Origin of the sequence: Candidatus Brachybacter algidus (genome assembly GCF_016707225.1) — a bacterium.
GTDB lineage: Bacteria > Bacteroidota > Bacteroidia > Chitinophagales > Saprospiraceae > Parvibacillus > Parvibacillus algidus.
This window is the reverse complement of the sequence record NZ_JADJID010000005.1, coordinates 386,460-407,822: the sequence shown is the minus strand read 5'-3', so window position 1 is coordinate 407,822 and position 21,363 is coordinate 386,460. Positions and strand designations below refer to the sequence as shown.

The window sequence follows — 21,363 nt, the reverse complement described above, 5'->3', positions numbered from 1 at the left end:
TTTAATTCAATAAAAATCAACAGAAATGATGAATAAAATAATTGTCTTTCTTTTAATGATGATCACTATACTTTCATGTGATCCTCAGTCCGAAAAAGATGTAACTCTTGGACCTTTACCTGGAAGTCCTGATTTTACAGTAGTATTCGTGCCAAATGATTCAAACAGAGTGGTAGTGACAGATGTCTCAAGTGACAATTTCAGCAGACTTTGGATCACAGGCGGTAATCCAACTACTTCAAAATTGCAGTCAGATACTATTTACTTTCCTAAAAAAGGAGAATATAGCATTACACTGAACATCTCACAGACTGGAGGTAATGGAACTGCATCCAATACAAAAAAAGTAATCATTACTAAAGACGCTCAGGCACCTTGCACAGGGGCAGTAGGTCTGCTTACGGGTGAATGTGGTCCGTCAGGTAAGTGTTGGAAGTTCTCCCAAGTAGGGGGTGCGATTACTGTCGGTCCGACATATGGATCCGGCGAATGGTTCAAGTCTCCGGCAGGCGGACTTGTGCCATCTCAGTATGATGACAGATACTGTTTTACCTTCGATGGAGCTAATTTTGATTACAAAAACCAGGGTATGACTGTCAATCCTTTCAACGGATATGTAGATGAGCCATTTACCCCTGTGACAGGACCATATACTTTCAGCGCAGGAACAGGTCAGAATGGAGCAGATCAGATCATTCTGAATAAAGGACAGTTCATGGGCACGAGAGATTCTTACTTTGAACTTGATATCGTGAAACTAACCGAAACTGAATTAATAATTAGAGCTCCCTTTGCTAAGGCAAATGGCGACAAGGCTGATGGTTGGTTCGAATTTAAATTCGTAGCGGAATAATATGCTTTGGAGATTATTAATATTTATAGTATTGTCATTTCCGACATTTGCCCAACAAGGCAGATTAGTTTGGAGTGATGAGTTTGACGGTGAAAGTGGCGCTCCAAATCCTGAACTTTGGTCGTACGAGTACGGTGATGGATGCCCCAACAATTGTGGTTGGGGCAACCATGAGATCCAGTATTATACAGATGCTTTGAAAAATGCTCATGTGGAAAATGGGTTGCTTGTCATAGAAGCGCACAAAGAAATAATGGGTGGCATGCAATATACCTCTGCTAAACTGAATAGTAAAAAATCCGGTTCTTGGAAATTCGGAAGAATAGATGTCAGGGCCAGAATACCTCAAGGGTTAGGAACATGTCCTGCTATCTGGATGTTGCCTGCGGATTGGAAGTACGGTGGTTGGCCATTCAGTGGAGAGATAGACATCATGGAGCATGTCGGCTGGACCAAGGACACGTTATATGGAACGGTGCATACGGATGCTTATAACCACATGAATGGAACACAAAAAGGAAGAAAGTTTTTTCAGTACGAAATGGGTCTCCGCTTTCACACCTATAGTATTATATGGAATGAAAAAAAAATAGACTTTTTACTTGATGACAAAGTTTATTATACTTTTGCAAATGATGGAAAAGGATCATCAAGTTGGCCTTTTGATCAACCATTTTATTTAATTTTAAATATTTCCGTAGGAGGCAATTTTGGGGGAGCAAGAGGAGTAGAAGTTGAGAATATTTGGCCACAAAGGATGGAAATCGATTACGTCCGGGTTTATCAATAAAAAATAATTTAAATGAATTTAGCAAAGAAACTTGGTTATGGAATAATGGCATCTGCCTTGATATGCTTGTCTGCTTGTGATGACAAAGAGAAAGGTCCAGGCGGCAGCAGTAAACCCGAATTAAGCGCATTGGATCAATCGATTACCGAGAGTAATGGGGAACAAACAATCAATATAAAACTTCAACTTTCTGCCCCTGCGGCTAGTAATGTGGTGATCAGTTATAGCACTAAAAATGGCTCAGCAATAGCCGGTTCCGATTATGTTGGTATAGCTAATGCTTCGGTAATTATTACTGCAGGTCTAACATCTATTGATGTACCAATTATCATTATGGGAGATAAATTTACGGAACCTGACGAAACTTTTGAATTGGTTATTACTTCTGCCTTAAACTCGGATCTGATCAAAGCCAAAGCACTTATAACTATTAAGAATGATGACACGGGAGGTGGATCGAGCATAATAATACCTTCAGCCGGAGCCACTTCACCATCTGAATATGTCGGCTATAATTTGGTATGGGCGGATGAATTTACAGGAACCGCTGTGAATGAGAACAACTGGTCTTTTGAAATCGGAAATAATAATGGTTGGGGAAATAATGAATTGGAATACTACAAAAAAGAAAATTCTACAATTCATGAGAATGAATATCTTATTATAACAGCCAAGCCAGAGCAAACAGGAGAATTTCAATATACATCAAGTAGATTGATAAGTAAAGGAAAAAAAGAATTCACTTTTGGAAGGGTTGATATTCGAGCTGTTATGCCGATAGGACAAGGAATATGGCCTGCATTATGGACTTTGGGTGCAGATATAGGAACTAATAGCTGGCCTGCATGTGGGGAGATTGACATAATGGAATATCTTGGCCACGAGCCGGATAGAGTGCATGGTACAGCACATTGGGGAACAAATACCTCTACTCATAAGTATAAAGGATCAAGTACATTAGCAACTAATGCAGGAGATTTTAATGAGAACTTTCATGTTTTTAGTATTCTGTGGGAGAAAGACAAGATAGAATGGAGAGTAGACGATAAGAAATTTTATGAGATAACCGCGGCAGAGATGGAAGGTCAACCATACCCATTCAACAAACCGCAGTTTTTTCTTATGAATCTTGCAGTTGGTGGAAATTGGCCGGGATATCCCGATGCGACCACAGTCTTTCCTCAACTATTTATTGTGGATTATATCAGAGTATTTCAAAAGAGCTAAAACAAATTTTTTTAGTTAAATACATAATTAACTGATTTTTATATTTCTATTTATTGAATGACACAGTTGGTAACATTATTATTATTACTGGTGTGCGTATTAATTTTATTAATTTAAAAATATTATGAAAGTAAAATTTACAAAGTTATTTGGTGGGGGTAAATGGCTTTTGGCTATTGGGCTTCTTTATATGAATCCTTACAATCAAAGTTTTGCATTTGCTGCAGAAAAAGTAAGTTGGGATCAGCAAAATGTGAACACAATAGGTGTGATAAAAGATAATGACGGCCAGCCTTTAATTGGTGCCACAATACTATTGAAAGGTAGTGATGTCGGAACAATAACAGATGTCGATGGCAAATTCTCTATAAATGCTCCTGAGAATAGCGTTCTAGTCATCTCATACGTAGGATTTCTTACGAAAGAAATAATTATAGATGGCAAGTTCCTTGAGATCAATCTTGATCCCGATCCAAAGTTGCTTGATGATGTCATCGTAGTCGGTTATGGTAGTCAAAGCAAGAAGAATATTACAGGAGCCATATCAACTGTGGAAGGTAAAGATTTTGAGAATCGCCCTGTTTTCTCTACAGCTCAGGCACTCCAGGGAAAGGCTGCCGGTGTTCAGGTGACCCAACCTTCAGGTAAACCGGGTACAGAATTTTCTATTCGTATAAGAGGTACGAACTCTATCAATGCCAACAATGATCCGCTTTATGTCATCGATGGTATTCCAACCACAGACACAAAAGGACTCAATCCAAATGATATCGAAAGTATGCAGATCCTCAAAGATGCTGCATCAGCTTCTATCTATGGTGCAAGAGCGTCAAATGGTGTGGTATTGATCACAACTAAAAAAGGAAAGGCAGGTAAAACTTCCACTTCGTTTAATACATACATGGGATTCTCGCAACTTGCGAATAAAATCGATGTGTTAAATGGCGCTCAATATATTCAATATATGCAGGATCGTGGCGAAGCCATCAGTGAAGAAAATGCGAATACTGATTGGCAGGATAAAACCTTTGGAACAGGTGTTAATCAGAATTTCCAATTGGCTTTTTCCGGTGGAACTGAGAAGTCCAGATATTATTTGTCTTTAGGATATCTTCTTGATAAAGGGATGGTCACACCGGCTAAATTTGACCGTTATTCTGTCAGGTTAAATGTTGATAGCAAAGTCAATGATTGGTTGACAATTGGTTCAAATATCAATTTTTACAGAACAAAATCATGGAATGCCGGTGACAATGCAAGTTCAGGTAGAGGAGGCATCATCCTCAGTGCATTGAATTCACCGCCAAATCTTGGTGTCTACGATGCGGAAAAACCTGAGCAGTTTGCTACAAATCCGTTCCAGGCAGCATGGGAGACTCCCCTATCATACATGAGTAGAGAGGAAGATTATACCAATAACAGATTTTTATCCAATGTCTTTGCTGAAGTAAAATTATTCAAAGACCTTAAGTTCAGATCTAACCTTGGAGCTGATGTTTCAAACGGCGTTTATGAATTCTACGTTGACCCCATCCGCACGGTTTATGGTCGTCAGAATCATGGTGTTTCCAATCTTAGTAAGCAGGAATACTTAAGTTGGCTCTCAGAAAATACATTGACTTATTCTAAATATTTCGGCAGAAACAGTTTGACTGCCTTAGTTGGTATGTCGGTTCAAGACAATAGTTTCGGCCATGCATATATCAATACGAAAGATCTTCCACTTCAATATGTCAAGACTACAAATGCCGGTAACCAAATTGAAGGTGCAGGTAATACCAAAACACATTCGGCTTTAGTTTCACAATTTGGTAGGATCATTTATGATTTTGACACCAAATATTTGTTGACAGCTGCTTTAAGACGTGATGGTTCTTCCAAACTTTCGGCTGATAATCGTTGGGACATTTTCCCATCCTTTTCTGCAGGATGGAGACTTTCTCAGGAAGGTTTCTTTTCAGGAATGGATGTTATCAATGATCTTAAGATCCGCGGTGGATGGGGTCAGACAGGAAATCAAGAAGGGTTAAGCGATTTCGCTTCTTATGGATTGCTTGATTTTTCTAGAATTACTCCGGGCACGACATTAATAGGACCCGGTATCAGAAGATATTCCATTGCCAATCCGGATTTAACATGGGAAAAAACTACCCAGACCAACTTTGGTATTGACCTCACGACCTGGAACAATAGGCTGACATTTACGGCTGATGTTTACTGGAAAAGAACTCAGGATTTGATCATGTCTATCCCGCTTCCATCAAGTGTAGGTGTCGACAGGCCATTCGTAAGAAATGACGGAGAGTTGGAAAATAAAGGAGTTGAATTTGCTATTTCTACACAAAACTTAAAAGATAGATCATTGCGATGGACTACAGATTTTAATATTTCATTCAATAAAAACGAAGTGACGAAACTTGAGTTACAGAAAGTATATGACTATGCTGGCATTTATTCCAATGGTGAATCCGCCATCAGAATGACTGAGGGACAGGCGCTGGGAACATTTTTTGGATATATTTCTGAAGGTGTAAATCCGGAGACCGGCAATATCATGTACAAAGATGTTGACGGCAATGGAACCATTACCCCGGATGACAGAACTGTGATAGGACATGCTGCTCCTAAATTTATTTACGGATTGACCAATAGCCTTTCTTTCATGGGATTTGATTTAAATATTTTTATTCAAGGCGTGCAGGGAAATCAGATCTTCAATGCTACCAAAATGGATTTGGAAGGTATGTTTGACAGCAAAAATCAATCAACGAATGTCCTTGACAGATGGCAACAACCGGGCGATATAACGGACGTACCTAAGGCAAATGCCGCAGGCGATGGCTCTTTAGACAACATTCACAATTCTACCAGATTCGTCGAAGATGGTTCATTCCTTAGAATTAAAAGTTTGACACTGGCGTACAATTTCCCGACTACATGGCTGCAAAAGGTAAAAATGCAAAACCTTTCTGTTTACGCAACCGCACAGAACTTATTGACGTTTACTAAATATACCGGATTTGATCCTGAAGTGAATGCTTATGGAGTCAACAGCCTTGGTACAGAATTTGGCGTAGATTATGGAACATATCCTCAGACACGACAGATGGTATTTGGACTCAATGTAACATTCTAATTAACTCCCATTTTTTAATTCTTTCAAATAGATAAACATGAAAAATTTACTATATTTTATATCTTTCTTTACTTTAGGAATTGCGTTGACATCTTGTGATTCTTTCCTGGATAAAGAACCATTGTCACAAATCATAGACGAATCTGCGGATACCGCATCTGTATATACAGGAGCAGACGCTGAGACTGGAATTGCTGCAGTATATAGCGGCATGAAAACATCTCAGTCTGAATTATTTTTTCTCGATCATTACGTGAATGGCGATGCACAATCGGACAACAGTTATGCCGGCGCTGATAACCCGGACAATTTTCAGATTGACGATTATAAAATCTCTTCAACAAATAGAAACATCTCACGCGATTGGAAATATTTCTATGGCTTAATAGGCACATGTAATGGTGTGATTGAAAGAACTCCAAAAGCTGTCGGCCTTGATGCTGGCAGAAGAGATGAGATCATTGGAGAAGCTTCCTTTATGAGGGGTTTTTTATATTTTGGAATGGTCCAACTTTGGGGTGGAGTGCCTATCGTAACTAAACCCGTTCCGGAGATTACTTCTGACAATTTTGCTGAAGTATATAGTATACTCTATCCTGATAGTAAAACGCAGGATGAGGTTTATACCCAGATCATCAATGACCTCACCACAGCCGTTAATCAGGCACCTACTGCTTACGGACCTACAAAGATGAGAGGAACAAAGGCCGCTGCCCACGCCATTTTAGCAAAAGTATACGCTACAAGACAACCTGCAGATTGGAACAAAGTAAATGAACATGCGGATGCTGTGATAGCATCAGGGTTTAGTTTACTTCCTTCTTATGAGCAATTGTGGGATGGAATGCATGAGAATAGCGCTGAATCAATATTTGAATTGGATTGTATCGGTGGAGCCACAGGGAGCAATTGGGGTTCATCTATGTTTGTAGGAAAAGATTGGAAAAAATTCAATACTCCTACACACGATCTTGTAGACCTTTTCGATGCAGAACAGGATATGGTGCGTAAAAATTCCAGCATACTTTTCCAAAAAATAACCTCTTGGACAGATGTAAATTGGGATATTAGCAATTATCCATTTTGTTATAAAATGCGAAACACTAATGGTACTCAAAATCAAATACTACTGAGACTTGCAGATATACTTCTACTCAAAGCAGAAGCATTGACTGAATTAGGCCAATTGGATGCAGTATCAGGTGCTCAATATTATGTCAATTTGGTAAGAAGTAGAGCTAAACTTGCTCCAACCACTGCAACCACTGCAGATGCATTGAGAACAGCTATTGCTAAAGAACGACGTCTTGAACTAGCTTTCGAAGGTCATAGATGGTATGATCTTAAGAGAACAGGCAAGGCAATCGAAACAATGACAGCACTGGGTTATACGCTCAACGAAAACAAACTTTTGTTCCCAATTCCACAAGGCGAAAGGGATAAAAATATCAATTTAAAGCAGAATCCGGGCTACTAATTTAATTAAGTGATTAATGTAGTTAAATGATATTACAAATTAGATTGTAATTAATTTATACGTTTAATTAATTTGATAATAAATCAAGCTTTCTATTAATTGACAAAGACTATTTAAAATCATTTTTTAACTAAATAAATTTAATTTTAAATAAGATATTAATATAATAAAAGGAGTGACCGATCTGTGCTTCCCCTCTATCAGAGGGGTGCCGACAGGCGGGGTGTTTGACCTTATTAATCTCAGTGAATAATTAGAAAAAATATTAATGTATAAAGAAGGGATTTTCATGACAAATTAATATTAATTATTTTAAAGAATTTCGGGCCACTTTATATAAATTAATTCAACTTATTTTAGTCGTGTTTAATTATGAAATTAAACCCAATCTAAATAAAAATCATATTGTAATGAGTCACAGAAATAAGACTAATTTATTGTGTTTAATGTTATTACTCTTGGCATTTTCTTCTTTTAAATGTTCAAAGGACAATGACAACGAAGACACTAAGCCAGTAATAGTTACCAAGTCAGATGTTGATTTTTATCTCACTTCTGCCAATCAAACGTCCCTATTAAAGAAACAAAATTTCAAACTTAGATTTGGTACAGCTACCAATTCATATCCAATCATACGAGTCGACAGTACACAGGTCTTTCAAGAGATAGATGGCTTTGGATACAGTCTTACAGGTGGTAGTTCTTCTGTGATCTATGCATTGGCGCCAGCCCCTCGAGCAGCTTTACTAAAAGAAATGTTTGGGAGCGATTCAGCTTCTTTGGGCATCAGTTATTTGCGGATCAGCATCGGTGCATCCGATCTGGATCCGTTTCCTTTTTCTTACAATGATTTGCCTGCTGGAGAAACAGATGTCAATCTGAACAAATTTAGCCTTGCACCGGATAAGGCACATTTAATACCTGTATTGAAAGAGATTTTGGCTATCAATCCCAACATTAAAATAATGGGTTCACCATGGAGTCCGCCTACCTGGATGAAGACCAATAATAGTTCTGTCGGTGGTAGTTTAAAACCGGAATATTACAGCACCTACGCACAGTATTTTGTAAAATATATTCAAGGAATGAAGGCTGAGGGCATTACTATTGATGCAGTCACTTTACAAAATGAACCATTACATCCCGGCAATAACCCAAGTTTGCTGATGCAAGCTGCAGAACAAAGAGATTTTATCAAAGGATTTGTAGGACCTGCATTTGAAGCAGCCGGTATAAAAACAAAAATCATTGTTTACGATCACAATTGCGACAGACCTGACTATCCAATTACCATTCTGAATGATCCGGAAGCAAAGAAATATGTGGATGGATCTGCATTCCATTTGTATGGCGGCGACATAAGTGCATTGAGCACAGTCCATGATGCGCATCCTGATAGGAACTTGTATTTCACAGAACAATGGACAGGAAAGAATGAATCATTTGCTGAAAATTTCATGTGGCATACACAACAAGTGTTGATTGGTTCAGTTCGCAATTGGTCCAAAGTCGTTCTTGAATGGAATCTTGCCAATGACCCATCCTTTGGTCCTCATACGGAGGGTGGCTGCACGGAATGCAAAGGTGCTCTGACTATTGGAGGCTCTATTACTAGAAATCCATCTTACTATATACTGGGGCAAATTTCCAAATGGGTTCCACCGGGATCAAAGAGAATTCAGTCAGACATAGCTCCGAATATGCCGAGTGTCGCCTTCTTAACTCCACAGGGCAAGAAAGTCTTACTTGTATTAAACACTGCTTCTGCCAGTCAATCTTTCAATATAGAATTTAAGGGAAAGAGAGTTACGGCTTTATTGCAGGCTCAGTCGGCAGGGACTTTCATCTGGTAGATGTCACAAAGTTTCACAAAGAATGCACAAAGTGACACAAAGTCGCTCTAGAATAATCATGCTGTGACTACACTTACTTTTCTTTAAGTCATTTGCGCACAAATTTTTAGATAAATATTAAATATATCCTGCATATGTTCAGATCAATTTTGTTTTTAGCGAGCTTTATCTTCATACTTTCTTCCTGCAAACAAAACAGTGAAAATCCGAAAGGTCAGTCGGCCAAAACTTCGGAGGATGCAAAATCAGATGTAGTATTTTCAATGAGTGGAAAAAAAGCATTCGTTTATACCACCGCATTGAATACTGATCTCAAAATGTCTGCCTTTGACACGGTAGGTTTCGAAGAAAAGAAGCAACCACTCGAAACGGAGATTTGTGTATTTGTTGACCCTGGCAAAACATTCCAACCATACGTGGGCATCGGAGGAGCGATCACGGATGCTTCCGCGGAGACTTTCTATAAAATGCCTAAAGCACAACAAGATGAATTGATAACCGCATATTTCGACAAAACAAAAGGAATCGGTTATAATATTATTCGTACCAATATTAATAGCTGCGACTTCAGCAGTGATAATTATACATACATCGCTGAAAAGGACAGCACCTTAACGACCTTCAACATCGACCACGATAAAAAATTCAAGATCCCGATGATTAAAGCAGCACAGCAATTGATCGGCAAGGATATCATGTTTTACGGCAGCCCCTGGTCACCACCTGCCTGGATGAAGAGCAATAATAATATGCTAAAAGGTGGAAAATTGCTGGATCAATACCATAATGTTTGGGCGATGTATTATACCAAATTCATCAAAGCCTATGAAGCGGAAAACATTCCCGTGTGGGGTATCAGTGTTCAAAATGAACCGATGGCCACTCAAACATGGGAAAGTTGTATTTATACGGCTGAAGAAGAGCGTGATTTTATAAAAGATCACCTTGGGCCAACCATGGAAAAGGAAGGATTAAAAGATAAAAAGATCATAGCCTGGGATCACAATCGGGACATGATATACCAAAGAGCAAGTACTTATCTAAATGATCCGGAAGCCGCGAAATATATCTGGGGCATCGGATTTCACTGGTACGAGGACTGGAGCGGTGGCAAACCAATGTTTGACAATCTCCGCAGAGTCTATGAGGCTTATCCCGATAAACATCTTTTCTTCACCGAAGGCTGTGCTGAAAGTTTCAAGTCCGGCGGTTATAACAATTGGGCGCTTGGCGAAGAATACGGCCGCAGCATGATCAATGATTTTAACAACGGGATGGTTGGATTCACGGATTGGAATATCTTCCTGGATCAAACAGGTGGCCCAAATCACGTCAAGAATTTCTGTTTCGCTCCTATCCATGGAGACACCAAAACCGGTCAATTGATATACACCAATGCCTATTATTACATCGGCCACTTCTCTAAATACATCCAGCTCGGCGCCAAGCGCATCATTGCAGCTCCGACCCGCAGCCAGTTGATATCCACCGCATTTTTAAACCCTGATGGCAGTGTAGCGACCATCGTGATGAATGAAAGTGACAAGGATGTAGATTATTATGTGTGGGTAGATGGCCAGGCAGCGAAGACGGTGGCTAAGGCTAGGAGTATAAGTACGGTGGTGGTGAGGTAGAGTTTGTAAAAATAATTATATCTGTAGGGACTGGTCGCGACCAGTCCCTACAGATATAATTATTTTTACCCGTTCCAATTCCTTGGATTTTCTCGGATGTAATTCGAGATATAAAAATTTGCCTCTTCGTCCTTTATTATCTCGTCATTAAAAGACCTTTGCCATTCAAAATCCAAACCCAGTTCATGTATCTTTTTGGAAGCAGTCATTTTGAAAGCGCCTATTAATTCTGAAAGAGATTTAATTTTAATTCCATCAACCTTTGTACGGGAAGCATCTGGTGAATTTTGAAGTTCCTTCTGTAGGGACAGGTCGCGACCTGTCCCTACAGAAGGAACTTCAAAATTTGGGTAATCTATCAAAACCCTGTTAATCTCTATGATACCATGAAAATGATCCGGCATTATTACAAATTCATGAAGCTTTATATATGAATATTTCTGCTCAAGCCATAACCATCGAGTTTTAACGATATCTCCTAAAATGTTTAAATGTATTATTTCGTTCTGGATATGGCCAAAACACTTGTATCTATATTTAACATTAGTTGTTATATAGTAAAGATTGTCGGAAGTATAATCGAACTCTTTTAATCTATTAGGTTTTCGATTGGGTATCATGGGTTGGTGTTTGATTTAATAATAAAGTTATGAAATATAATCATTTCTTGCTTGGTAAATTTCAATTTTCGTTACAGTAGGGACAGGTCGCGACCTGTCCCTACTGTAACGAAAATTGAAATTGATGATCTTTATTACAAGAATTGAATAAGTGTTTTGAGAATATTGTCTTATATTTAAACCAAGGCATACCTATTTAAAGTTAAAATAGTTTTCAACTCTCTTTATTTTGAGATTATGCTCGATGCCCTCGCCCCCTTTCCCCATTTTTCCCTACTTTTATACCAAAATAACATACATGTTGCGCTATTCTTTATACCTCTTCTTTACACTATTGTTTATTTCTTGCAAAGACAAAGACGAACCTATAATTACGCCTCCCGTGGTTACACCGACAGGCCTTATACAATATGGTACACCATTCTCCGGAGTACCGGACAGAGAAGATGCCATCATATACCAGGTCAACATGAGACCCTTCAGCGCTAAAGGTAATTTTGCGGGAGTTGTAGAAAGGTTGGATTCTATCAAAGCCCTGGGTGCCAATGTCATCTACCTCATGCCCATTTATCCTGTCGGTAAGTTCAAAGCTTTTAACTCGCCATACTGTGTGATGGATTATCAAAAAGTAAATCCTGAATTCGGAAATCTGGATGATCTGAGAGCTATCGTCGACGGTGCTCATACTCGCGGCATGTCCGTCATACTTGACTGGGTGGCCAACCATACCTCTTTCGACAACCCTTGGATTAGTGCTCATACTGACTGGTATGTCAAGAATAGTGCAGGCGCCATCATTAATCCTCCGGGTTTCAACTGGACAGATGTCGCTCAACTGGACTTCAAAAATGGTGACATGCGCAAAGAAATGATCAGCAGCATGAAGTACTGGGTTTATGCTGCCAATGTGGATGGATTCAGAATGGACTATACGGATGGCCCACCGGTTGACTTCTGGAAACAAGCCGTTGATACAATGAGGAGTATCAGTACACACAAGTTGCTGATGTTTGCAGAAGGAAGCAGGACAGCTAACTTTTCGGCAGGTTTCGATTATAATTTTGGCTTCGGATTCTTTGATCAATTAAAGAAAATATTTGGCAACAATAATTCTGCATTGACCATCGATGGTCTCAACAATACTGAATATTCCAGTGCCACCAATGGTCAGCAAATAATAAGATATACGACCAATCATGACGTCAATGGCTCAGACTGAACACCCCTTGGTCTATTCGGAGGACTCCGCGGATCCATGTCTGCATTTGTCATAGCATCTACGATGAAAAGCATTCCGATGATCTATGGCAGCCAGGAAGTAGGATTTCCTACCAAAATCGTTTTTCCGTTTACAGGAACCAAGATCAACTGGTCACTGAATCCTGCATTGAAAGAGGAATACAAAAAGATATTGAAATTCAGAGCAGGAAGTGACGCCATTAAACGGGGTGTTTTGACAACTTTTTCTACCACTGATGTGTGCGCTTTTACCAAAGAAAGGGATGGCAAAAAAGTATTCATTATGGCCAATGTTCGGAATAAATCTGTGGATCTGACTATTCCTGTCGGACTGGTGGATCAGACAGCAAAGGACGTTGTCAATGGAGGAACAAAGACGTTCGGTACTAAAATCACTTTAGCTCCCTACGAGTATTTTATTTTAGATTTGTAACTAACTCCAAACAACAAACATCACTACAATATCAAAACTGACAAAGAAGCAATTTCTCAAATGAAGCAATTAACTTTTATATTATTATTTATATCGAATCTTTGTATCGGCCAAACTTCCCCAAAAGCGCCATCAGAGGCTGAAGTGTACCGCTCACTGGATGAAAATGCAAAGTATTTGTTGAAAGAGTCCGGTGGAAATTCAGTTTCAATTGGAGTGTATTTGAATGGTAAGACATACTCAAGACATTATGGTGAAATAGACAAAGGAAAGAAGAATAAAGCGACAGATGAAACCCTGTTTGAAATAGCTTCTGTGACCAAGACATTTACCGGAACATTGATGGCACGGGCTGTCCTGGAGGGAAAAGTTAAAATGGATGCAGATGTTAGGGATTATTTGCGACAGGAATTTGCTAATTTACAATACAAGGGGAAGCCGGTTACGATTAAAGATCTGCTCACTCATAGAACAGGTATTCTTCGGCAATTTCCCAATTATGCCAAGTTGCTCGAAAACAGGGATGACAGCACAGCTTTTAAAGTGCGAAAGATGGAGGAGAACTACGATAAACGGGAATTTTTCAGGGATCTTCTGTGGGTCAGGCCCGATACTTCTGCGGGTTCAGTGTATTATTATTCACAGTTTGGGCCCGAATTATCTGCACATATTTTGGAAAATGCAATGCAGCAGGATTTCAATGTTCAACTCCGGGAAGTTATCATGGAACCTAATGAAATGAACCATACAAGTATCCGTATTGATGATAACTTATCTGTAGCAAATGGATACGATGATAAGGGGGTATTGATGCCCTTCCTTGCGAATGCGATGTGGGGAGCCGGTGGTGGTATGAAGTCAACCATGGCCGATCTTTTAAAATACATGAAGTATCAATTAGATACCACTAATGCAATCGTCAAAGAGTCGCACCGATCGATATTTGATGATGGTAAGGATGAGATGGGCTATTTCTGGGATATTGGAAAGGATATAAAAGGAAATAAATTCTACTGGAAACATGGTGGCGCATACGGAACTCAAAATGTCTTTTTTGTTTACCCGGCTTATCAGATTGGATTTTCTGTTATAATAAATCAATCCGGATCCAATACTGCCGGTCAACTTTTGGATGTGATCCAAGGACTGGAAAGTGATCTGAAACCTTATGGACAAAAATCAATTGGCCGAACTATTAGGATTACTGTCGAAGAAAATGCAGATGCCGGAATGGCATATTATTATCAATTAAAAAATGATAAAAAAGATAGTTATAATTTTGAAAGCGAAGGTGAATTAAATAAACTTGGCTACCGACTATTAAATAGTGGAAAAATAATAGCTGCTATTAAAATTTTCAAATTAAATGCCACCGAATTTCCTAATTCATCTAATGTTTATGACAGTTTAGGTGATGCCTATTATGCAAATAAAGAATTAAAATTGGCCAAAGAAAATTTCAAAAAATCTCTCAAATTAAATCCAGCGAATGAGCATGCTAAGGAAATGCTGAAGAAAAAGCGTTGAATAGAAAATTGAAAATTAAAAATTGAAAATGTTCACACAGATGGAACTGATCCTCTAATTTTGGACTTTTTGATTACTGACCACTGATTACTGACCACTGACCACTGACACTGGTTACTGATTTTTTTTATCACAGAGGCTATTTACTTCAATATAAGCAGCACAAATATTTTGAGCAGTGATCCAAAGATTTAAGGCTAATTTGAGATATAGGATTTTGATTTTCGATCTTAATAAAACTTTTACAAAAAGTTACTTATTACTTTGTTTTTCAAGGGAGGTCACAGAGGTATTTTATCTTCGACAAAATTGTGCACAGATGGATCTGATCCTCTAATTTTGGAATTTTTGATTACTGATTACTGACCACTAACCACTAACCACTGATTACTGACCACTGACCACTGACCACTGGTTACTGTTTTTTTTATCACAGAGGCTATTTACTCCAATATAAGCAGCACAAATATTTTAAGGAGTGATCCAAAGATTTAAGGTTGATTTGAGAGCTAGGATTTTGATTTTCGATCTTAATAAAACTTTTACAAAAAGTTACTTATTACTTTGTTTTTCAAGAGAGGTCACAGAGTTATTTTATCTTCGATAAAATTATAGCACAGATGGAACTAATCCTCTAATTTTGGACTTTTTGATTACTGATTACTGATTACTGATTACTGATTACTGATTACTGATTACTGACCACTGATTACTGACCACTAACCACTGATTACTGATTACTGACCTCTGACTTCTTCTTGCAACTATTAATATCCAAAGTTTGTTAAAAGAATTCACAAATTTGAACTAAACAAAAAAATATTATGCCACAATCATTCTCCGAAATCATCAATAGTAATACCCCTACCCTAGTGGATTTTTATGCCGACTGGTGCGGACCTTGCAAGACTATGGCTCCTATTCTTGAGGATTTGAAACAAAAGATAGGCGATAGCGCCAAAGTAATCAAAATCGATGTAGACAAGAATCAAAAAGTGTCCGCAAAATATAAAATACAGAGTATTCCGACGCTCCTATTATTCAAAGAAGGAAAGATAATTTGGAGGCAGTCAGGAGTGGTTCCTGGTCATACCTTGGAGAAATTAATCAAAGAAAATTCATAATACCTAAAGTTTTTTGCAAGATTGTCTCAACCAAAAGATATTTCAGTAAATCTTTCCAATTTTCTTAATTTCAACTTCATCAATCTAAAATGTTAATATGAAATACTTATTAATCTGCATTTTAACAGTTGTTTATAGCTCCTTTGTTTGTGCTCAAACCCAGGTAGAAATGAATATGGATGCCCAGAAATCATACGAGACCGCTGATCTCGAATTAAACAAAACATATAAGCTTCTGATGAAAGAACTCGATCCGCAGGCAAAGATCTTACTGAAAAAAGCTCAACTTGATTGGATCAAGTTTAGAGATTCACATTGTGCTTTCGAAGGACAAATGTATGAAGGTGGCAGCGCACAGCCTATGGTGATTTCATCCTGTCTTGAAGCTGTAACCAAAACCAGAACAGAAGAATTAAAAGCGAGTTTGGTGGATAGGAAAATGTAAATTCTTCCTCAATTTCAATTAACAAACACCAAACTCCAAACACCAAAATTTATTGCATTTTATAGAACACTCCCTTTCTCTTTCGCAAGGTAAATCAAATCAACAAAGGTTGTTTTGCCTTTCTAATTATTAATAACAAACATATTATTATGCGTAAATATTCCGTTCTCACTTCTATTTCATTGTTCACAGTTTCTTTTTTATTACTTAATTCATGTAAATCAATTCCTCAGGGTGTGACAGCAGTAAAGCCATTTGATACTAACAAGTATCTAGGAAAATGGTATGAGATCGCCAGACTTGATTTTAAATACGAACGTAATTTAAATAATGTAACTGCTGATTATTCTTTAAAAGATAATGGTAAAATAAAAGTAGATAATAAAGGCTATAATTTCAAGAAGAAAGAATGGGAACAATCTATTGGAAAAGCAAAATACGCAGGTGATAAAGATGAAGCAAAACTATTAGTCTCTTTTTTCGGCCCATTTTATGCAGGATACAACGTGATTGCTATTGACAAGGACTATAAATACGCACTAGTAGCAGGTGATAGTTTTAAGAACTTATGGCTTCTGTCTCGGGAAACATCCATTCCTGAAAACACTAAACAAGGTTATCTTCAAAAAGCAAGGGAAATTGGTTACAATACCGAAGCACTCGTTTGGGTGGAACATGACATGAAATGATGCATTGGTCATAAATAATTGATCGTCTGTATAATGTCAATGATGTAATCCTTGGTAAGAAGTAAATTAGAGTTATAAATTAGCTCTATCATGATATTTCTATTTTTAATAATAAGCCTCATGGCTTGCAGAGAAACTTCATTTGTTGACAAACAAGATTTAAAACCACCTATTGAAACTCATTACGAAACATTTGGACAAGGAGAACCTATCCTTATCATCAATGGTGGCCCGGGTTTCAATAGTGAAGGATTTGCTTTTATTGCTCAGGAAATTGCTGATCTTGGATATAAGACAATCATTTATGATCAACGCGGTACAGGTGGCTCTAAACTAAATGTGGTAAATAGTGAAACAATCACCATATACTTAATGGTGCAGGATATTGAGGATCTTAGAAAAAAATTGAAAATAGAAAAATGGGTGGTTTTTGGTCATTCTTTCGGAGGTATCCTGGCCACACATTACGCTGCTAAATACCCGAAACGGATCAAAAAACTGATTTTTTCCTCTTCGGGTGGAGTAAACATGAACTTCAGGAATTATCTGCAGGGCCGTATTAATAATAATATGACAAAGGAGCAAAGAGACAGCCTTAATTACTACCAAAAGAAACTTGATGCCGGCGATAATTCAGTTAGGACAATATATAAAAGGGCTTCTTTTCTAGCAAATGCCTATGTATACTATAAAGGAAATGCGCCAACTGTGGCCGCTAGACTGCCTCAGATAGATTTTAAAATCAATTCATTGGTTATACAGGACCTGGATAAAATTAAATATAATTACCTTAATAAGTTTCCTGATTTTAAACAACCTGTATTAATAATTCAGGGTAAAAATGATATAATTTCAGTAGAAACTGCCGAAGAAATCAAACAAACATTTCATAATTCGAAATTGGTTTTATTGGATAATTGCGGTCACTATGGATGGCTGGATAGAAAGGATTTGTACATGAGGGCGATTGGCACTTTTCTAAATAATTAACATACTTGATAATTTACCTTTTGAAGGATCAAATACTAAACATAAGACATAACCTGGCTTCGGAATGGGGTGAAAAATGGATGGACAAAATAGAAGGAAAATTAAAAGAAAAATTCCCTGAATTGTCTGAGAATGAATTGGCTGATTATAACACAAAATGCCAAAATGAAATGAAGGCAGGTCATGATTTCATCTTTAATATTTCGGAAGCGCTTTGTAAAGAAAATGTTACCATAAGTAGTGCTGATTTGTTTGTAAGATTGAAAGAGTATTTAAATTTAAAATACAATTGGATCAACGAAGATAATCTATACCGCTTAATGAGTCAGGGTTGTTATTATGCTTATAAGGAAGGATATGATGGTGCATTAAATTAAAAAAAATTCAAGTAGATATCAATAATATTTGGACAAAATATACAAAACATATACCTTAAAGCCAATGTTTGGTTGGCAAATTATCAATACTTTATTACATTTTTAAATAAAAATATTAACTTTATTCAAAGATTAAATTCAATAAACAATGAAGTTTTCAGTTTACATGTTTTTTTCGCTCCTATTATTATTCAATAATTTAAATGCGCAAGTAGGAAGTCATTCAATAAAAGTGAATTTGACAATAGATAAGGCTGTTCAAAAGTCATTTAATTCAAAAGGGAGGCTCTTTTTATTTCTCAATCAATCGGACGGTGTTGAACCTATGACTCAGACCTGGCCTAGTAAGGGGAATTATATGTTTGCAAAAAATTATGAAAAATTTGATTCAAAAAAGTCGATTTTAATAGTAGGAAAAGATTGGCAAAAGACACCTGCATGGGATCTTGAGCACGTACCTTCTGGAACTTATTATATTCAAATTCTATGGGATCAGAATACGACAGAATCTAACATTAATTCTGAGGGAAATATTTATTGCGAAAAACAAAAAGTTGAATTAAATGGATATAAGACTTTAGAAATAACTCTAAATAAAGTAATTGAACCAATTAAAATTAATGAACATCCGTTAGTTAGAGAAATTAGCATTCGGAGTGATACACTTTCTAAATGGTGGAAAAAAGACGTATATGTCAAAGCTTCAATCTTATTACCTTCTAAATATAATGAAAATAAAACATTAGCCTATCCAATTGATTATAATGTCGCAGGTTATGGTGGAAGATATGACAGAATAAATCGATTGACCAAAAGTAAGAGAAGCATGTATTGGTGGACGTCTGCGGATGCTCCTCAGATCATCGTGGTCATGCTTGATGGTGAAGGTCCTTTTGGAGATAGTTATCAAATGGATTCTGACAATAGTGGTGCATATGGTTATTCATTAATACATGAGTTAATTCCGGCTATTGAATCCAAATATAGAAATACAAATTCTGCTGCAACAAGATTTGTAGAAGGCTGCTCTACCGGTGGTTGGGTATCTTTGGCACTTCAGGTATATTATCCTGAAATGTTTAATGGCTGTTTTTCTTATAGCCCTGATGCGGTTGAATTTGAAAATTATCAGCTTATAGATATTTATAAAGACAAAAATGCCTTTGTCAATGAATTTGATTATCCAAGACCTGTTATGCGGGACATAAGTGGGGAACCAATGCTTGCCTTGAAGGAATTCATTAATTATGAAAATGTTCTTGGTTGGTCTGATACTTATGTAACATCAGGTGGCCAATTCAGTGCACATACAGCGCTATTCAGCCCTAAGGGAAAAGATGGTCTTCCTAAGCCCCTTTTCGATCCTGTGACAGGTGATATAGATCCAGAGGTTGCCAAGACCTGGACAAAGTATGATATGAAGAAATACCTTGATAAAAATTGGCAGACTCTTGGTCCTAAATTACAGGGCAAGATCTACATATGGATGGGAGATATGGATCATTTTTATTTGAATCCTGCTACAAGGGCATTGGATGAATATTTAAAGACAACCAAGAATCCCGTCTCTGATGCAAATATCAATTTTTCTCCGATGGAAGGCCATTGTGCTGAGTATTCTTTTCGAGATGTCATGGAGAAAATCGATAAGAAAATTAAGGATAGTAACTTGAAATAAAACAAACAATAAACAAAACCCATGAAACTTGAAGTTAATGAATCAATAGAATTGATGTTATTGAATGAGTCGCATGCACCTGAAATCTATAATCTTGCAAAAGACAATAGGGAATACCTTTCCCAATGGCTTACATGGCCCCCTTTTATGGAATCTCAGGACTTTATAGCTAACTTTATTAAAGGCAGTATGGACCGCAATTCAAGAGGAGAAGAATACGGTTTTTCAATCTTTTATAATAATGTAATTGTAGGAAGGATAGGTGTTCATAAAATAGATCTTCACAACAGGATCGGTGAAATAGGTTACTGGATCGGCGCTGAATATGAAGGAAAAGGGATCATGATGCAAAGTTGTGAGAGCATTGTGCAATTCTGTTTTCACTTTCTCAAATTGAACAGAATAGAAATAAAATGCGGTACTGAAAATTACAAAAGCCAAAACATCCCGAAAAAATTAAACTTTTCAGAAGAAGGAATAATTAGGGAAGGGGAGTTTTTGAGGACTGGATATATCGACTTATATTTATATTCCTTATTGAAAAGTGAATTATAAGTTTTTATCAAATGACTAAGAATAAAACAGAAGAAACCCAGCAAAGTGTTCTTGAATTTTTAGATGCTGTGCCGGATGAGAAAAAAAGGTCGGACGGCTGCAAGTTGGTTGAAATATTTCAAAAAGAGACTGGCTTTAAGCCAAAGATGTGGGGACCTAGCATCATTGGCTTTGGTTCGTATCATTATAAGTATGAGAGTGGACATGAAGGAGACGCACCTATATCTGGATTTTCACCTAGGAAGAGTGCCATCTCATTGTATATAGCGCTAGATGAAGTCAACAGAGAAAAATATTTGTCAAAATTCGGAAAGCATAAGTCCAGCAAAGGTTGTATTTATGTCAATAAACTTTCAGATATTGATGAAGAAGTACTTCGGGAAATGATTAGGACTTCAGTGGCATACGTGTCTAATTTGAAATTATTCTGAATCACAGATTTAATGGATTAAAGGATTCCACAGATTGTTGAACGGGATAATCTGTGCCATCTGTGTAATCCGGATCATCTGTGATTCAGACAAAAGCCAAGGATTTCGCGCAAAGGGAGGAAGAAGCGCGAAGACGCCAAGAAAACAGTAAATCAGAAAGATATTATGATAGTAGGGACAAGGCTTGCCCTTGTCCGCAATACTGGCAATCAAAACCCGAACGTGGTGAAATTTTGAATTAAATGTTGAATGCAAGGAAGATTTGCAAATTTAATTAAAAATGAT

19 protein-coding genes are annotated in these 21,363 nt (G+C 37.4%); 18 read left to right on the top strand and 1 reads right to left on the bottom strand.

Annotation, left to right across the window (positions count from 1 at the left end):
• The first annotated feature begins 25 nt into the window (after positions 1-25).
• The 7 genes from IPI15_RS16095 to IPI15_RS16065 all read left to right on the top strand — a co-directional run bounded on the left by IPI15_RS16095 (position 26) and on the right by IPI15_RS16065 (position 10,970).
• Entirely contained in the window at positions 26-853 is an 828-nt protein-coding gene (locus IPI15_RS16095) for a hypothetical protein (protein WP_287405553.1), read from the top strand.
• A 31-nt stretch (positions 854-884) separates the two neighbouring features.
• The gene (locus IPI15_RS16090) at positions 885-1,643 is read left to right on the top strand and encodes a glycoside hydrolase family 16 protein (protein ID WP_287421219.1); all 759 of its coding nucleotides are present in this window, start codon (positions 885-887) and stop codon (positions 1,641-1,643) included.
• 12 nt (positions 1,644-1,655) lie between these two features.
• Complete coding sequence (locus IPI15_RS16085; RefSeq protein WP_287421217.1) at positions 1,656-2,870, top strand: family 16 glycosylhydrolase; 1,215 nt, start codon at positions 1,656-1,658, stop codon at positions 2,868-2,870.
• A 124-nt stretch (positions 2,871-2,994) separates the two neighbouring features.
• Positions 2,995-6,006, top strand: a complete 3,012-nt coding sequence (locus IPI15_RS16080; RefSeq protein WP_287405550.1) for a SusC/RagA family TonB-linked outer membrane protein — start codon at positions 2,995-2,997, stop codon at positions 6,004-6,006.
• A 37-nt stretch (positions 6,007-6,043) separates the two neighbouring features.
• The gene (locus tag IPI15_RS16075; RefSeq protein ID WP_287421215.1) at positions 6,044-7,483 is read left to right on the top strand and encodes a RagB/SusD family nutrient uptake outer membrane protein; all 1,440 of its coding nucleotides are present in this window, start codon (positions 6,044-6,046) and stop codon (positions 7,481-7,483) included.
• A 410-nt stretch (positions 7,484-7,893) separates the two neighbouring features.
• A complete protein-coding gene (locus IPI15_RS16070; protein WP_287405548.1) occupies positions 7,894-9,336 on the top strand; it encodes a glycoside hydrolase family 30 protein in 1,443 nt (480 codons plus the stop codon).
• 134 nt (positions 9,337-9,470) lie between these two features.
• Positions 9,471-10,970 carry a glycoside hydrolase family 30 protein gene (locus IPI15_RS16065; RefSeq protein ID WP_287405547.1) on the top strand — a complete coding sequence of 500 codons (1,500 nt, stop codon included), beginning with the start codon at positions 9,471-9,473 and terminating at the stop codon, positions 10,968-10,970.
• Positions 10,971-11,035: 65 nt separating this feature from the next.
• Here IPI15_RS16065 and IPI15_RS16060 read toward each other — a convergent pair whose 3' ends face one another.
• Entirely contained in the window at positions 11,036-11,590 is a 555-nt protein-coding gene (locus IPI15_RS16060; RefSeq protein ID WP_287421213.1) for a transposase, read from the bottom strand.
• Positions 11,591-11,888: 298 nt separating this feature from the next.
• On the opposite strand from IPI15_RS16060, the gene IPI15_RS16055 reads away from it, so the two are divergent.
• The 11 genes from IPI15_RS16055 (at position 11,889) to IPI15_RS16005 (ending at position 21,078) form a co-directional block, all read left to right on the top strand.
• Positions 11,889-12,809, top strand: a complete 921-nt coding sequence (locus IPI15_RS16055; RefSeq protein WP_287421211.1) for an alpha-amylase family glycosyl hydrolase — start codon at positions 11,889-11,891, stop codon at positions 12,807-12,809.
• A gap of 36 nt (positions 12,810-12,845) precedes the next feature.
• A complete protein-coding gene (locus IPI15_RS16050; protein WP_287421209.1) occupies positions 12,846-13,262 on the top strand; it encodes a hypothetical protein in 417 nt (138 codons plus the stop codon).
• A 60-nt stretch (positions 13,263-13,322) separates the two neighbouring features.
• The gene (locus tag IPI15_RS16045) at positions 13,323-14,789 is read left to right on the top strand and encodes a serine hydrolase domain-containing protein (protein ID WP_287405544.1); all 1,467 of its coding nucleotides are present in this window, start codon (positions 13,323-13,325) and stop codon (positions 14,787-14,789) included.
• An 824-nt stretch (positions 14,790-15,613) separates the two neighbouring features.
• Complete coding sequence (trxA, locus tag IPI15_RS16040) at positions 15,614-15,913, top strand: thioredoxin (protein ID WP_287405543.1); 300 nt, start codon at positions 15,614-15,616, stop codon at positions 15,911-15,913.
• Positions 15,914-16,010: 97 nt separating this feature from the next.
• Entirely contained in the window at positions 16,011-16,358 is a 348-nt protein-coding gene (locus IPI15_RS16035; RefSeq protein WP_287405542.1) for a lysozyme inhibitor LprI family protein, read from the top strand.
• A gap of 149 nt (positions 16,359-16,507) precedes the next feature.
• Positions 16,508-17,047, top strand: a complete 540-nt coding sequence (locus IPI15_RS16030) for a lipocalin family protein (RefSeq protein ID WP_287405541.1) — start codon at positions 16,508-16,510, stop codon at positions 17,045-17,047.
• A 120-nt stretch (positions 17,048-17,167) separates the two neighbouring features.
• Positions 17,168-18,037 carry an alpha/beta fold hydrolase gene (locus tag IPI15_RS16025; protein WP_287421207.1) on the top strand — a complete coding sequence of 290 codons (870 nt, stop codon included), beginning with the start codon at positions 17,168-17,170 and terminating at the stop codon, positions 18,035-18,037.
• Positions 18,038-18,057: 20 nt separating this feature from the next.
• The gene (locus tag IPI15_RS16020) at positions 18,058-18,414 is read left to right on the top strand and encodes a hypothetical protein (protein ID WP_287421205.1); all 357 of its coding nucleotides are present in this window, start codon (positions 18,058-18,060) and stop codon (positions 18,412-18,414) included.
• Between the two features lie 148 nt (positions 18,415-18,562).
• Positions 18,563-20,092 carry an alpha/beta hydrolase-fold protein gene (locus IPI15_RS16015; RefSeq protein WP_287421203.1) on the top strand — a complete coding sequence of 510 codons (1,530 nt, stop codon included), beginning with the start codon at positions 18,563-18,565 and terminating at the stop codon, positions 20,090-20,092.
• Positions 20,093-20,113: 21 nt separating this feature from the next.
• The gene (locus IPI15_RS16010) at positions 20,114-20,647 is read left to right on the top strand and encodes a GNAT family N-acetyltransferase (RefSeq protein WP_287405537.1); all 534 of its coding nucleotides are present in this window, start codon (positions 20,114-20,116) and stop codon (positions 20,645-20,647) included.
• An 11-nt stretch (positions 20,648-20,658) separates the two neighbouring features.
• The gene (locus IPI15_RS16005) at positions 20,659-21,078 is read left to right on the top strand and encodes a DUF1801 domain-containing protein (protein ID WP_287421201.1); all 420 of its coding nucleotides are present in this window, start codon (positions 20,659-20,661) and stop codon (positions 21,076-21,078) included.
• Positions 21,079-21,363: the final 285 nt, after the last annotated feature.